The following is a 13897-nucleotide window of genomic DNA, read 5'->3' on the forward strand; positions in this document are numbered from 1 at the left end:
CCTCGGTGAGCCGTTCTCGGCCCTGGGTACATCGGCTGCGCGTCACGTGGCCGCGTCGAGGAGGTGGGGCCCGTTGTTGCGGACGCTGTTGACGGCGGTGGAGACCGGCCGGGCGTCGAGCCGGCCGTCGGCAGGCTGAATGAGCAGGGCGCGGAGGTCTTCGACGTCGTGGTGACGGGGGTCGAGCCAGACGTCATAGTGGTCGGGGCTGAGGGCCAGTGGCATGCGGGGATGTACGCGGCCGGCCGCGTCGGTGGCCTCGGTCGTGATGATGGTGCAGGTCGTCAGCCAGGCGTCCGGGTCGTCGTCGCTGGTGATGTCGGGGTTGCGCCAGTACTCGTACAGTCCCGCCATGGCCATCACCTGACCGTCGGCGGGGTGGATGAAGTAGGGCTGCTTGCGGGTCTTGCCCGTCGCCTCGTCCCTCACCGGCTCCCATTCGTAGAACCCGTCAGCCGGCAGCAGGCACCGACGCCTGGCGAGCGCACGCCGGTAGGCGGGCTTCTCGTGCACGGTCTCCACCCGGGCGTTGATCATCCGGGAGCCGCCCTTCGGGTCCTTCGCCCACGACGGCACCAGACCCCACCGCAGCGCCCGTAGCTCACGGCGCACCTCCGCGCCGTCGGGCCGCCCGGCGCGTTCGAGGACCGCGTAGACGCCGTCAGTGGGCGCGACGTTCCAGCTGGGCGCCAACGTCTCGGCCGGATTCCAGTCGGTGACCTGAAAGAGCTGCGTCAGGTCTGCGGGGCTGCGTGTGGAGGCGTAACGGCCGCACATGAAGCCACTGTGTCACAGAGCCCTCAGCCCCGGCACGACGGCCGGGCCTCGCACCCGTCGTGGACGACTTCACGGTCGCAGGCGCTACCACCCGGTGTCCGACCCGATGTCCGACCGCCGTGATCGTCGCCCATCGGGGTCCGTAAGATCGGCCACGCACCTCGGCGCCGCCCCTGCCGTGAGGGGTCCACGGCCGGCCTGACGGGGATGAGATCGGTGACGCAGGGCAGGAAGGCACCGTGACACCGAACACTCGCCACCCGCGTCAAGGAACTCCGGGGCACCGGATCGTCGAGCTGCTGAGACGGGCACGCTCGAACCTCCGGGTCACCGCCGTACGCCTGTGGGACGACAACGTCGCGGACTACGCGGCGGCACTCACCTACTACGCGGTGCTGGCGCTCGTACCCGCCCTGCTCGTCTCGGTCTCCCTGGTGGGACTGGCCGGAGCCGACGCCCGCGAGAATCTGATCCGCGACCTCACCTCCTATGTCCCTCCCCAGTCGGCGCAGGTGCTTCGAGAGGCCCTGGAGGGCCTCACCTCGGCGCCCTCGTCCCTATGGGCGCTGCTCGTCAGCGGCGTCCTGAGCGCACTGTGGTCCGCCTCCAGCTACCTGGCGGTCTTCCGTCGCGCCCTGCACGCGATGCACCGGCTACCCGACACGCGGCCGCCGCTGCGCGCGGCGCACGTACTCGTCCTCACCGCCGGCGCGCTCCTGGCCCTGCTCGTCGCCGGCGCCGCGAGCCTCGTCGCGAGCGGCCCCGTGGCCCGTCAGCTCGCCGCGGCCGCCGGCCATTCCAGTACGGCCGCCATGGCCGTCCTGCGGTGGCCCGTGCTCCTGGTGATCGTCACGGCACTCATCCTCATCCTCTACCGCACCGGACCCGTCCAAGCCCGCCGCGCGCGCCGGGGGTTTGCGGGCGGGGCCCTGGCGGCCTTCCTGTGGCTCGGCGCCTCGGCGCTCTTTACCGTCTACACACAGTTCGGGACCTACAGCCGCCTCTACGGTTCCTTGGCGGGCGTCGTCGTCTTCCTCGTGTGGCTGTGGTTCAGCAACCTGGCCCTGCTCGCCGGCGCCCAGTTCAACGCGGTGCTCGCAGGGACCGAAGAACGGACCGGAGAACGGACCGGAGAACGGGCCGTAGCAGGGATCAGCTCACTGACCTCGAGGACTTCGTCGTAGTGCGGGTCGAGCGCGGTCGGTGGACTCGGTGTCCATGACGGCGAGCATGACCTCGTAACCCAGCGACGTCATCCGTCCCGGAAACCAGTCGTGCCAGCCCCCGGGGCGCGCTGGCGGGCCCCACCGCGCCGCCCAGTGCGCTGCGGCAACGTACGACGACTGTCACGCCTGGCGCCATCACGGGGCGGCCTCACCGCCCTGACCTTCTACGCGATCTCGCCCCGCCACCTGGTCGTCGACGGGGATGCCCAGCCTGCCTGCCACGGTGGTGAGGGCCGCCCCCAAAGGCAGCGCCACCCGCGTGACCGCGTGCCGGTCGCCCCGGGTCGGGTCCCGGTTGACGATCAGCACCGGCTTCCCGGCCTGGGCCGCCTGCCGGACGAACCGGAGCCCGCTCATCACGGTCAGGGAGGATCCCAGAACCAGCAGCGAAACGGCCTGATCCACCAGCTCACGGCAGTGCTCCACCCGCCGTGGCGGGACGGCTTCGCCGAAGAAGACCACATCTGGCTTGAGGACGCCCCCGCAGACGGTGCAGGGCAGCACGCGGAAGTCCCCGACCTGTTCGTCGGTGAGGTCGGCGTCACCGTCCGGGTTGATGCCGGCTGCCGTCGGCGCGAAGCCCGCGTTGGCCTCCTCCAGCCGCCGGGCGAGCTCGCGGCGCGGACTGAGGGCTCCGCAAGAGAGGCAGACGACCCGTTCCAGGCTTCCGTGCAGTTCCACGACGCGCTCGCTACCGGCCGACTGGTGCAGACCGTCGACGTTCTGGGTGATCACTCCTGTGAGCAGGCCGTGCCGTCCGAAAGCGGCCACGGCCCGGTGCCCGGGGTTGGGCCGGGCGCGGCCGAAGGTACGCCAGCCGAGATGGCTACGCGCCCAGTACCGGCGCTGTGCCTGCGCGTCGGCGGTGAATTCCTGGTAGGTCATCGGGGTGTGTCGGCTCAGGCTTCCGCCCGCCCCCCGGTAGTCGGGGATGCCTGACTCCGTGGAGATGCCCGCCCCGCTGAGCACCAGTACACCACCGGCGCGCAGAGCATCGGCGACCGGCGCCAGACTGGTCGTGCCCGGCAGCAGGTCCTCGCTGGGGGTCCAGCTCAATGTGGGGCGCATACGCATGCCGCCAGGGTACGGAGCCGGCCCCACCACGCGCCTGCACCACGGAGGGCGCGCCCAGGCGGGCCGGGGAAGTGCTGCTCCCTGTGACCGGGTCGCGCGTCCGTACGGTGAGCGCCTGGTGCCCGTGGGCACGGCACGCCACGCGAACCATGGCTCGTCACGCGTGGCACGACATGGGGCGGGACGGCGTCGGCCCCCGATGATGAGGTAGCGGGGCGGATCGTGCAGCGCCAGCGGCAGGCGCGCTGTCACCGCTGCTCCAGCAGCGTGGACATCCGGAGCGGGTCCGGCGACACCTGCGGGGTCTGCGGAGGTGGCTCAGGTGTCCTCTCCGGACCCCGGTCTCGCCATGCCACGGTGGGCCTGCGCCTTCAGGCTGTCGGGCAGCACGCGGTTGGCCAGCCCCTGGGCCTTCGTCTTCCAGGAACCGGCGACGACCTTGTCCCTGCCGGCCATCATCGCCTCGAAGCCCTGCGCGGCCACCTGGGCCGGGTCGTCCTTGTCCGCACGGCCGACCTTCGTGTCGAGCATGTCGGCCCGCTCGAAGAACTCCGTCTCGGTCGGACCGGGCATCAGCGAGGTGACCGTGACGCCGGTGTCCTTCAGCTCGTTCTGCAGGGCCTGGGCGAAGGACTGCAGAAACGACTTGCTGGCGTTGTACACAGCCTGGAACGAGCCGGGCATGGTGGACGCGATCGAGGACGTGACCAGCATCCGCCCCTCCCCGGCCTCCACCATGCCCGGCAGGAGCAGCTTGGCGAGGTGGACGGTGGAGGTGACGTTCAGGTCGATGATCTCCAGCTCGTCCGCCAGGTCGTTCTCGAGGAAGGGACCGCCCTTCCCGATGCCGGCGTTCAGCGCCGCGGCTGCCACGGGCCGACGCGTGGCCACGACCGAGCGATGGAGTTCCTCCACCCCTTCTCGCGTACCGAGGTCTGTCTGGACGGCCTGCACGCCCGTGCCGTGGGTGGTCAGCGTCGAGGCTGCCGATGCCAGGGCGTCGTCCTCCGCGGCGATGATCAGGTCGAAGCCGTGCTTCGCGAACTGCCGGGCCAGCTCGTAACCGATGCCGCTCGACGCACCGGTGACGACTGCCAGTGGGTTGGTTGTCTCCATGTCCCGCGGCTACCCGCCCACGCCGGTTCAACCGGCGCCTTCTGCGGAGCCCGCCCTCAGGAGGCGCAGGACCGACCGCTCCACCCCACCGTGAGTGGCCGGCCTGCCGAAGGGACCACCCTCGCCCAGCTCGCCTAGAGAGCCGGCGATGGTCTTCCCTCCCTCGTAGAGCTCGATGACACGAGGATCGATGTACGACGCCCGGCAGACGGCGGGCGTGTTCCCCAGGTAGTCGCTCACCTCGCGGACGGCACGCGCCACGACCCTGCCACGCCGGGCGCGGGAAGCACCGGACGTGGTCTGGGAGACCGCCAGCGCGACCGCAGCGAGCACGGTGGCGTACCAGGTCCTGAAGTCCTTCGCCGTCACGTCTCGCCCCGACCGGTCGCGAAGGTAGGCGTTGAGGTCCTCGGCGTGGACCTCGTGCCAGGCGCCGCGTTCCCAGTACGCGAACAGCCTCGGGCCCTGTTCCTTGCGCCGTAGGAGGGACCGGATCACCGCGTGGGCCTGCTCGTCCACCAGCGTGCGGGTCACGGTCTTGCCGGACTTGGCCGGAAAGCACAGTCGGATCTCGCCGGCACGGCAGACGGCGTGCTCCCGCCGCAGCGTGGTCAGTCCGAAGCTCCCGTTGTCCCGGGCGTAGCGTTCGCCTCCGATCCGGAGGAAGCCCAGGTCGAGCAGCCTCGTCACGCACGCGAGGACACGGGTGCGGGACAATCCGCGCCCGCCGAGATCCCTCGTCACAGCCTTGCGCAACCGGGGCAGGGCACGGGCCACTCCTTGGACGTGCTCGTGCTTGGCGGCGTCCCGCTGCTCACGGAAACGCGGGTGGTAGAGATACTGGCGTCGGCCCGCCGCGTCCGTCCCCACGGCCTGGATGTGCCCGTTCGGCCACGGGCAGATCCAGACGTCCTGCCATGCCGGAGGGATGACAAGCGCCCGGATCCGGTCGCGGTCCGCTGCCGGCAAGCGCCGGCCGTGGGCGTCGAGATACCGGAAACCGCGTCCATGCCGTATCCGGCGCCATCCGACGGCGGCGGGGTCGCTGGTCCGCAGCCGCACGTCAGCCGTCAGCCCTCATCGGGGTGGGCCTCGGTCCGCAGGGTCCACGCCTGTCCCGAGCAGTCGTACGGAAGGGGCGGAAACCGATGCCCACGCACGTCGGTGCTCCTGCTCCACAGATGCTCCTTGCCGCAGTCGCAGGCGTAGATGCCGCTCTGCGGCACGATTTCGCCGGGTTTCCACTGACTGATGTCGTTCATGTCCGGCATCTACCCCTAGAAGAGGACTGCACGCGGATTCGCACGGCCGAGGAGAGCGGACCTTTTCGGCCACCCTGGAACGTGCTGACCCAGCAGCGGGTCGGCCATGGAAGGGTGCGGCCACGTGTCCGCGGCGAACGACGGGTGCCGTAGAGCGGGGGCCGGGTCAGTGGTGGCAGAGACAGAACGGATGGCCGGCCGGGTCCGCGTAAACCCGCCAGTTGGCCTCCGGTCGGAGCTGATCCGTCCGCTCCAGCACCGTTGCCCCGAGGGCGAGCGCACGCTTCTCCTCCCCGTCGAGGTCGTCCACGTCGAAGTCCAGGTGGAGCTGCTGCGGTCGCTGCCGGCCGGGCCACTCGGGCGGGCGGTAACCGTCCACCCGCTGGCAGGCCAGGGGCGTTCCCTCGAACCCGTGCACCTCGACCCAGTCGGGATCCTTCGGGTCCGCGACGACCCGTCCGCCGAGCAGATCCGCGTAGAACTGTGCGAGTCGTACGGGATCCGCGCAGTCCAGCGCGATCGCCTGCAGTTTCCGGATCATCGAGTGCGCCCCTCGTGAGTGGACCACCAGGATGGCACGGGCGGAGTCCTCGCGGACGGCCGTCCGATGCCGTCCTACGCCGTCAGGGTCGCCGTCGCGTCCGGTCGTCGAGCCACTCGGCTTGAGGGCCGTGTCGGCTCCCGGTCCCGGGCGTCGGACCGCACGGGCCCGAGGACCGTGTTCCTCGGGGTCATCGACTGCCCCGGAGCCGTTCGGCCCGAGGACGGTCAGCACACGGCACCTCCGCATGCCGTCGCCGCCGTCCACGAGACCGAAGGGGCTCCGCCCGACCGCCCGGTCTCCCGGGTCAGCGGCGGATGCCCGCGTACGCCGACGGGGAGATGCCGCCCTCCGCGCCCTGGGCGCCGCCGACGGTCCAGACCCGGCCCGCCGCGTCGGTGGCGGCGCCGTAGAGGTACCCGGCTCCGCGCGGGTTCTCCGTGCGCTTGAGCAGTCCGTCGGGTCCGAGCGTCAGGACGTAGTTCCCGGCCGGGTTGACGTCGGGGTTCATGGTCTCCCCCACGATCACCGGGCGGCCGGAGCCGTCGAAGGCGATGTCGAACAGCTGGCCCGTCTCGGCGGGCGTGCGGACGGTGGTCCAGGCGCGACCGTCGAAACGCACGACGACGGGACGGCGCCACAGGTTCTCGTCCCGCATGTGACCGACGGCCCAGATGTCGTTCGCCGAGCGCCGCTCGATGCCGTCGAACATGGCGCCGTCGAGCCCGCTCGGCAGCTCCTGCTTCGTCCACGACGTGCCGTCGAACCGCGAGACGCCGTCGCCGATGGCGAGGACGACCCCGCCGGGGCCCACCTCCAGCTGGGAGACCCAGTTGAGCCCGGTGTCGGCCGGCAGCCGGGTCCAGCCGCCGCTGCCGTCCGCCCTGCCGCGGAACAGAGCCGGCCGGTACTCGCCGGTCTCATCGGTGTATCCGCCGTGGACCCAGACCGCACCGCGCGCGTCCACGTCGACGGCCGACAGGGAGGTGTCGTCCGCCCCCTTGGGGAAGGGCAGCTCGACCGCGCTCCAGGCCTTGCCGTTCCAGTGCTGGAGCAGCGCCCGCCCTCGGTCCCAGTCGTCCTCGCCGACGGCTTCGTGACGGGTGCCCACGGCCCACACCTGGTCGGGCGCGCCCACGGCGAGGTCCTCCAGACGGCCGTGATCGGCGGGCTGCGGGGGCGCCTGCCAGCGGACGCCGGTCCAGCGCAGCGCGACCGGCGCGTAGGGCCGGGTGGTCGCGTCGCTGCGCTTGCCGACGGCCCAGGTCGCGCCGCCCGCGGTCTCGATGTCGAACAGCACGCTGCCGTTGCTGTGGGACGGGCTGACGGCGCGCCAGTTCTGCGCCTCCGCGGCAGCGGGGGCCGCGGCCACGGCCACGAACGAGGCGAGGCCGACGGCGACGGCGGTGGCCGCACGGGGCAGGGAAAGGTTCATAGCGGATTCCTCGCAGGGAGTCGGGTGGGTACGTGCTCTCACCCCTTTGACGCGCTGACCCCCAGGAGATGTTTCATGACTCTTCGTCGGCCGTGGTACGGCCGCACCGCCCTGGCGGTGCCTCCTGGTTGGTCCTCGACGAGCCGCCCGTCCACCCCTCAGGCGCCGTGCGGCACGTCGGCACGAGGACGCCCAACGCCTCGCAGGTGTCGTCGCGGAGCTCCCGGCGGGGCCGCGGGCGCGGAAGCCGTCTACCCGGTTGACGGGGGGTTGGTCCTGCCCAAGTGGCCTTCTGATGCTGTGACTTGGGAGCGGGTTGCTGAGTGTGCAGGCAGCCCGTAGAGGAGGGCACCTGGCCTCTGGCAGGTGCGTGTGGGAGTCTGTGAAGACACCAGCCTGGTCTGGTAGGAGACCCCGAGCCGCCCGCGCAGGCTCTCTGCGGAGGGCCGGGACGCGGTTCGGGTGGTCTTGCTGGTCTGTGCGTGACCCCACGTCACGCTCCTGGCACCCCGCCAAGGTGCGTTGGGCTCGACCCCTAGAGAAAGGGGCGAACCATGAGCAGTCTCACCTTCACCACCTGCGAGAACCCCGCCGGCCCGGTCATCACCCTGTCCGGCGAGATGGACCTCACGTCCCGTACCCCTCTGGAAGCGGCCACCCGGGTGACACCGCCCGCCGGCACACCCCTGTGCCTGGACATGTCCGGGGTGACCTTCATGGACTCCTCAGGTCTGAACTTCCTCCTGACACTCCGACGCCGACTCGCAGCCGACGGCAGCCGTCTGGTTCTCACCGGAATCCGGGACGAGCCGATGCGCGTCCTCGCCCTGACCGGTGCCGACTCAGTCCTCCTCGCGGCCGACGACGGCACCCACGTGCCCACACCGCGCAACACTCCGACCTCCTGAGCCCCCGTAACACCAAGCGTCCACCCATCCGGTCGACGCTTTGCACGCCGCTCCGATGGGCTCACTGAAGTAACGGCGCGCCAGGCAGTCCGCGATTCACCCGTTCTGACAGGGCCCCAGGCCCTGCTTCGTCGGCGGAAGAGAGCGGTGGCCCTTCCCCTCCTGATCCCGGAAGCAGGGGAAGGGCCACCGCTCTCGCGCTCCAACAGGCTGGTATCGAGCGCCCACCAGCTCTGGTCACGGCCGATGCCGCCCTGGGGGCTGCAACGAAGCCGATCGCCCACAGCGTGCACGGGCGGGCGGTCGGGTGCGTGGCGGGTGGGGCGGGTCGGCCTGGCGGGGCAGGATCATCGGGCCCGGCGGATGCGAATCGGGCCTCGGATCTCATCTAGTGCGACCGGGCGGCCACGCTGGGTGATCTCCACCTCGCCCTCGTCGACCAGGTGGCGGGCCGCGAGGCGGGCGGGCTCCATCAGGTCGCGCCAGCCGTCGTCGTCTCCTTGGTACGCGGCGCGTGCCGCGTCCGACGGACAGATGGACGCGCCGGAAGCGCGGCGCCGGAGGAGGTTCAGGATCGTTTGCTCCAGGCGCCGGACCGTCTCGCTTCCGGGTTCCTTCACCTCTCCAGTCTCCACGATCCCGCGGATCCCACGACTGGACGATGTCGGGTCCCGGTGGCGTTCACCCGTCCCCACCGCCCCGGCCGCGTTCGTGTCTCGCCGGGCGATGTCCTCCGGCCCGGATGGCCATGCGGAAGAACAGATCGACAGACGCGAAGGCTCGTACGCGCGGCGCGCCACCGCACGGAGGCGGTCGGTGCCGCGACCGGAGAAGGCAGCATGCGCAGCGACCACGTGCGCGGCTGCTCCGGTTGCCTCTCCTACCTGCGTGGGTGAGCTTGTAGAGGGGGCCCCAACGGGACCGCCCCTCGCAGATCGTCCCCATTCCCAGGAGGAGACATGGCGCACCCCGAGCAGGACCCGAACCAGCAGGAAGGTCCGGCGGACGGTGGCGCCGTCGGCACGCCCGGCGTCCACGACGGCGGAGCGGACGGCGGCGCGGACGGCGGAGCCGACAGCGGTGCGGAAGGGCCCGCGGACGGCGGCGCGACCGGCACACCCGGCGTCCACGACGGCGGTGCGGACGGCGGTGCCGACGGAGACGCGGACGGAGGTGCCGACGGAGGAGCGGACGGGGGTGCCGACGGAGGTGCCGACAGCGGTGCGGAGGGGCCCGCGGACGGTGGCGCGACCGGCACACCCGGGGTCCACGACGGCGGCGCGGACGGCGGTGCCGACGAGGCCGGCGGCCGCCTTTGAGCGCCGCTCCCATGACGCTTCGGGACACGGCCGACGATGTCAAGGGCCGTGTCCTGGAGACACGTCTGATCAGCCTCAGCCGCGAGGAGTTCGCACGGGACGTCTGGGGGCGCACCCCTCTGCTGACGCGCGGAGCCGGTGACTTCTCCGATCTGTTCTCGGCGGCCGCGGTCGACGAGCTGATCTCCCGGCGCGGTCTGCGCACGCCGTTCCTCCGCGTCGCCAAGGACGGCTCCACCGCACCCGAGTCGTCGTTCACCTCCCCGGGCGGAGTCGGCGCGTCGGTCGGGGACCAGCTGGACGACACCGCCTTGTGGCGGAGCTTCGCCGACGGCAGCACCCTGGTGCTGCAGGCGCTGCAGCGGACCTGGGGGCCGGTCACGGACTTCGCGGCGCGGCTCGGCACGGAACTGGGCCACCCGGTCCAGGCCAACGCCTATGTCACCCCGCCGCAGAACCGCGGTTTCGACGACCACTACGACGTTCATGACGTCTTCGTCCTGCAGGTCACCGGTACCAAGCGCTGGATCCTCCACGAGCCCGTGCACCCGGACCCGCTGCGGGACGAGCCCTGGACCGAACACCGCGCCGCGGTCGCCGGTGCCGCCCGGGGCGAGGCGTACATCGACACTGTGCTCGGGCCCGGCGACGTTCTCTATCTGCCGCGCGGCTGGCTGCACGCAGCGGAGGCCCAGGGCTCGGTGTCGATCCATCTGACGCTCGGCATCCACACCTGGACGCGACAGACGGTGGCGGAGCAACTCGCGCAGGCCGCTCTGGAGCTGCTGCGCGAGGACCCCGAGATGCGTCGCTCCCTCCCTCTGGGCGTGGACGGGCCGGGCGCCGAACTCGCCGTCGTGCGCCGGCGTCTCGCCGCCGCCCTCGCCGAGGCCGACCCCACTCCCCTGTTCCACCGCACCCGCCGCGGCCAGGCACGCCCAGCGCCCCTCGGGCCGCTGGAACAACTCGGGGCCCTCGACGCGCTCGGCCCCGGCACAGCGGTGCGGCTCCGTGAGGCGCTGGAGCCACGCTTGGAGGGCCGGCGCCTCGCCACTCGCGTCGGGTGGCTCGAGTTCGCGGCTACGGACCTGCCGTCGGTGCGTCGGATCCTCGACGGGAGCGCCCATTCCGCCGGCGAGCTCGGTCTGCCCTTCGTCGAGCGGCTGCTGCTCGCGGGCGTGCTGATGCCTGCCGATCGATGAGACGGGCGGAATGACGACTCCGGCGCGCTTCTTCTGCGCCGATGCCGCCCGCCTGCGCGGTGACCCGCTCGCGGGCACGGCGCCGTACGGCTCGGTCTGGGTCCTCATCGAGTACCGGGCCGGCTGGCCGACCAACGGCTTCGACGGCCTCGCTCTCGAACCGGGGGTCAAGGCACAGGTGTACGCAGCCGCGCGGGCGGCACGCGCGCGCGTACTGCTCATCAGGCGCCATGGTCGCAGCAGACCGGAGGAACCTGCCCGGTGGGCCGTTCTGCGGTACGAGACCGACGGAGACCACCGTCAGGAGTGGGGCACCTGGTACGACGACAGGGATCTGGCACAGATCGTGGACGCCCTGGACGCTCCCGGGGAACGGGGCCGGCCGCCCGTCGTCCTCGTCTGCGCCCACGGCCTGCACGACACCTGTTGTGCCGTCCGCGGCCGTCCGGTGGCGCGTGCGCTGAGTGACGGCTGGCCGCAGCTGGTATGGGAGTGCACACATGTGGGAGGGGACCGGTTCGCCGCCAACGTGGTCGTCGCGCCCGACGGCGTGTACTACGGCAACCTGGACGCCCCCTCGGCTCTCACCGTGGTCGAGGAGCACCTGGCGGACCGCATCCACCCGGACCACCTGCGCGGCTACACCGACCTTGTCCCGCCGCAGCAGGCCGCCCTGTCCGCTGTGCTCCGCCACGCGGGCCCGTCGGGGCGGCACGACTACGCCATCGAGGAGACGGTCCGGGACGGCGACCGGTGGCAGATCCGCGTCACCGGCCGCCTCGCCGGACTGTCCGCCTTCGAGGTCGAGATCCACGCCCACCGAGCACAGCCGCACCAACTCACCTGCCGCGGCCTGTCCCTCAGCTCGGCCGTGCACTACGAGGTCGCGTCCCTTCGCGTCGGCTGACCGTCCTCATGCGCCCGGGGTACGGGTCTCTGGGTCGGGCAAGGCGTCGCGGGCCCAGGCGGGGCCTCCGGACGCGACCTAGACGTACGTCCGTGGCACGTGCTCGTTCCAGGTACGGGAGAACACCCGGCGTCCTCCCTCGTACCCGTCGAGGGTCGCGTCGACGTGGAAGGCGTCGGCGTCCGAAGTGAGGACGGTGCGTGTCTCGACGCGTACGTCCCAGTCCGGCCGGGCGAAGGTCATGGTCCAGGCCGACTCCCCGCGCACCGAGCCGAAGTCCTCGGCGATCCAGCTGTACTGCTCGCACGCCCTCAGCCCCACGTCGATGCCCGCGTTCTCGTACCGCTGGACCCCCTGGTCCTTCACGATGTCGAGCACCGACCGGTAGTTCACCAGGTCGCGTGAGACCGTCCAGGCCTGCTCCGGTTCGCTCAGCCGCGTGACGGCGGGCGGTGCGCAGCCCTCCGGTTCGCCGAAGGGGCGCAGCTCCGCGTCGGTCGTGACGTCGGCGTCGCGCACCGGCAGGGTCAGGGAGCTGCCGTTCTCGTACACGGTGAGCAGCACAGGTCCGGGGGCGGGCCAGACGAGCGGCCAGTACGACGTGGACAGCGACAGCCGGATGCGGTGACCGGGCGGGAACGCCTGGGCGACGCCGTGCAGCGGCACCCTGACCGTGTAGCGCCGGCCGGGGGTCAGCTCGCCGGGGTCGGCCTCGCTGTCGCGGTGTACGAGGTTGAGCACGCCGTAGGTCACGCGGGTCGAGCGGCCGTCCGGCGCGACGTCGGAGAGCCGGACGTTGAGCTGGGCCACGGGGGCGTCGGCCGACAGCTCCACGACGGCCGCCGGCGCGCCGAGGATCTCGATGCGCTCGGTCAGGGGTTCGGTCTGGAAGACGAGCGAGCCGCCGTCCTCCTCGCGCTGGTCGTAGGGAAGGTCCGGCGGGGCGTTGTACGACGCCCACTTGCCGGCGAACTGGCCGACGGACAGGGGGGACTGGACCGTGTGCGCCTGGTCCGCGGCCGGGTGTCCGTCGTCCGGACCGGGCTTCCCGGGCATCCGGAGGGCGCCGTCCCGCAGGAGGAGTGCGGTCTCGGTGACGTTCGGGGAGGGCCAGGAGGGCTCGCCGATCCACCGGCCCGGCCGTTCCTCGTACGAGGTGGAGGGAGGGACGCTCTCCTGCATCCACGTCCGCAGCACGGGCCCGTCCATGACGCCGTTGTCGACGCCCTTGAGCCAGTGGTCCCACCACCGGACCACCTCTTGGAGGTATCCGATGGCGGGGCCGGGTTGGCCGAGGTGCGGGAACTTGTGGGACCACGGGCCGATCAGGCCCTTGCGTGGCACGTCGACGTGGGTCAGGAGCCGTGTCACGGCGTTGGAGTAACCGTCGGCCCAGCCGCTGGAGGCGAGTACCGGGCACCGCAGGGCGCTGTAGTCCTCGCTCAGGCTGGCGTGGCGCCAGTAGTCGTCGCGCTGCGGGTGGCGGAGCCATTCCAGGACCCACGGGCGGGCCGCCTCCAGGCGTTCGCCCCACATCTCGCGCCAGCGGTTGCCGACCACGGCCGGGTCGGGCGGGCAGGTGGCGTAGGCGAACATGGTTCCGGCCTCCGCCAGGTTGTCGGAGAGCATGGCGCCGCCCAGGTAGTGCATGTCGTCCGCGTACCGGTCGTCGGTGAACGAGGAGACGCAGATCGCGCGCAGACTCGGGGGTTGTCGGGCCGCCACCTGGAGGGCGGCGAAGGCACCCCAGGAGATGCCCATCATTCCGGTGTTGCCGTCGCACCAGGGCTGTTCGGCGAGCCAGGCGAGTACCGCCTCGGCGTCGGCCTGCTCCTGTTCGAGGTACTCGTCGAGGAGGACGCCGTCGGATTCTCCGGTGCCGCGGATGTCGACCCGGACACAGGCGTAGCCGTGTCCGGCGACGTAGGGGTGGTGGAGGGCGTCGCGGGTGGAGGTGAGGTCGTTCTTCCGGTAGGGGATGTACTCCAGGACCGCGGGGACGGGTTCGGTGTCGGAGGAGGAGGGGCGCCAGATCCTCGCCGAGAGCCGGGCTCCGTCGGCCATCGGGATCGTGACGTGCTTCTCCTCCGTTATCGCGTACGGCAGTTGGTCCACGTATCGCATGTAGGA

Annotated in this window: 14 protein-coding genes; 5 read left to right on the plus strand and 9 right to left on the minus strand. The window is 71.6% G+C overall.

What is annotated here, in order from left to right:
• Positions 1-42 precede the first annotated feature (42 nt).
• A complete protein-coding gene (locus ACIP84_RS00580; RefSeq protein ID WP_401792811.1) occupies positions 43-777 on the minus strand; it encodes an SOS response-associated peptidase in 735 nt (244 codons plus the stop codon).
• 239 nt (positions 778-1016) lie between these two features.
• Between ACIP84_RS00580 and ACIP84_RS00585 the strand changes: the two genes are divergently transcribed.
• Complete coding sequence (locus ACIP84_RS00585; protein ID WP_401792814.1) at positions 1017-1961, plus strand: YihY/virulence factor BrkB family protein; 945 nt, start codon at positions 1017-1019, stop codon at positions 1959-1961.
• 177 nt (positions 1962-2138) lie between these two features.
• On the opposite strand, the gene ACIP84_RS00590 is transcribed toward ACIP84_RS00585, so the two are convergent.
• From ACIP84_RS00590 to ACIP84_RS00615, 6 genes are all read right to left on the minus strand, one after another.
• A complete protein-coding gene (locus tag ACIP84_RS00590; protein WP_401792817.1) occupies positions 2139-3077 on the minus strand; it encodes an NAD-dependent protein deacetylase in 939 nt (312 codons plus the stop codon).
• Between the two features lie 318 nt (positions 3078-3395).
• Positions 3396-4193: an SDR family NAD(P)-dependent oxidoreductase gene (locus ACIP84_RS00595; RefSeq protein WP_401792820.1), complete on the minus strand. Its 798-nt coding sequence runs from the start codon at positions 4191-4193 to the stop codon at positions 3396-3398.
• Positions 4194-4220: 27 nt separating this feature from the next.
• A complete protein-coding gene (locus ACIP84_RS00600; protein ID WP_401792823.1) occupies positions 4221-5255 on the minus strand; it encodes a DNA topoisomerase IB in 1035 nt (344 codons plus the stop codon).
• Positions 5256-5263: 8 nt separating this feature from the next.
• A complete protein-coding gene (locus tag ACIP84_RS00605; protein WP_355962110.1) occupies positions 5264-5455 on the minus strand; it encodes a hypothetical protein in 192 nt (63 codons plus the stop codon).
• A 166-nt stretch (positions 5456-5621) separates the two neighbouring features.
• A complete protein-coding gene (locus ACIP84_RS00610; protein ID WP_401792826.1) occupies positions 5622-5996 on the minus strand; it encodes a VOC family protein in 375 nt (124 codons plus the stop codon).
• 307 nt (positions 5997-6303) lie between these two features.
• Positions 6304-7431 carry a hypothetical protein gene (locus tag ACIP84_RS00615; RefSeq protein WP_401792829.1) on the minus strand — a complete coding sequence of 376 codons (1128 nt, stop codon included), beginning with the start codon at positions 7429-7431 and terminating at the stop codon, positions 6304-6306.
• Between the two features lie 554 nt (positions 7432-7985).
• Here ACIP84_RS00615 and ACIP84_RS00620 point away from each other — a divergent pair.
• The gene (locus tag ACIP84_RS00620; RefSeq protein ID WP_355962119.1) at positions 7986-8339 is read left to right on the plus strand and encodes an STAS domain-containing protein; all 354 of its coding nucleotides are present in this window, start codon (positions 7986-7988) and stop codon (positions 8337-8339) included.
• Positions 8340-8686: 347 nt separating this feature from the next.
• On the opposite strand, the gene ACIP84_RS00625 is transcribed toward ACIP84_RS00620, so the two are convergent.
• Entirely contained in the window at positions 8687-8959 is a 273-nt protein-coding gene (locus tag ACIP84_RS00625; RefSeq protein ID WP_401792832.1) for a DUF3253 domain-containing protein, read from the minus strand.
• 339 nt (positions 8960-9298) lie between these two features.
• Here ACIP84_RS00625 and ACIP84_RS00630 point away from each other — a divergent pair, with 339 nt between their 5' ends.
• Genes ACIP84_RS00630 through ACIP84_RS00640 form a run of 3 tightly spaced genes read left to right on the plus strand, consistent with a single transcriptional unit; the run spans position 9299 to position 11767 of the window.
• The gene (locus ACIP84_RS00630) at positions 9299-9658 is read left to right on the plus strand and encodes a BatC protein (protein ID WP_401792835.1); all 360 of its coding nucleotides are present in this window, start codon (positions 9299-9301) and stop codon (positions 9656-9658) included.
• Between the two features lie 11 nt (positions 9659-9669).
• Positions 9670-10860, plus strand: coding sequence for a cupin domain-containing protein (locus ACIP84_RS00635; protein ID WP_401792838.1), 1191 nt, complete (start codon positions 9670-9672; stop codon positions 10858-10860).
• 10 nt (positions 10861-10870) lie between these two features.
• On the plus strand, positions 10871-11767 hold the full coding sequence (locus ACIP84_RS00640; RefSeq protein ID WP_401792841.1) for a sucrase ferredoxin: 897 nt from the start codon (positions 10871-10873) through the stop codon (positions 11765-11767).
• Between the two features lie 78 nt (positions 11768-11845).
• Here the strand turns inward: ACIP84_RS00640 and ACIP84_RS00645 are convergent, their stop codons facing one another.
• A complete protein-coding gene (locus ACIP84_RS00645; RefSeq protein ID WP_401792844.1) occupies positions 11846-13891 on the minus strand; it encodes a CocE/NonD family hydrolase in 2046 nt (681 codons plus the stop codon).
• Positions 13892-13897 lie beyond the last annotated feature (6 nt).

The organism is Streptomyces sp. NPDC088707 (genome assembly GCF_044752725.1).
GTDB lineage: Bacteria > Actinomycetota > Actinomycetes > Streptomycetales > Streptomycetaceae > Streptomyces.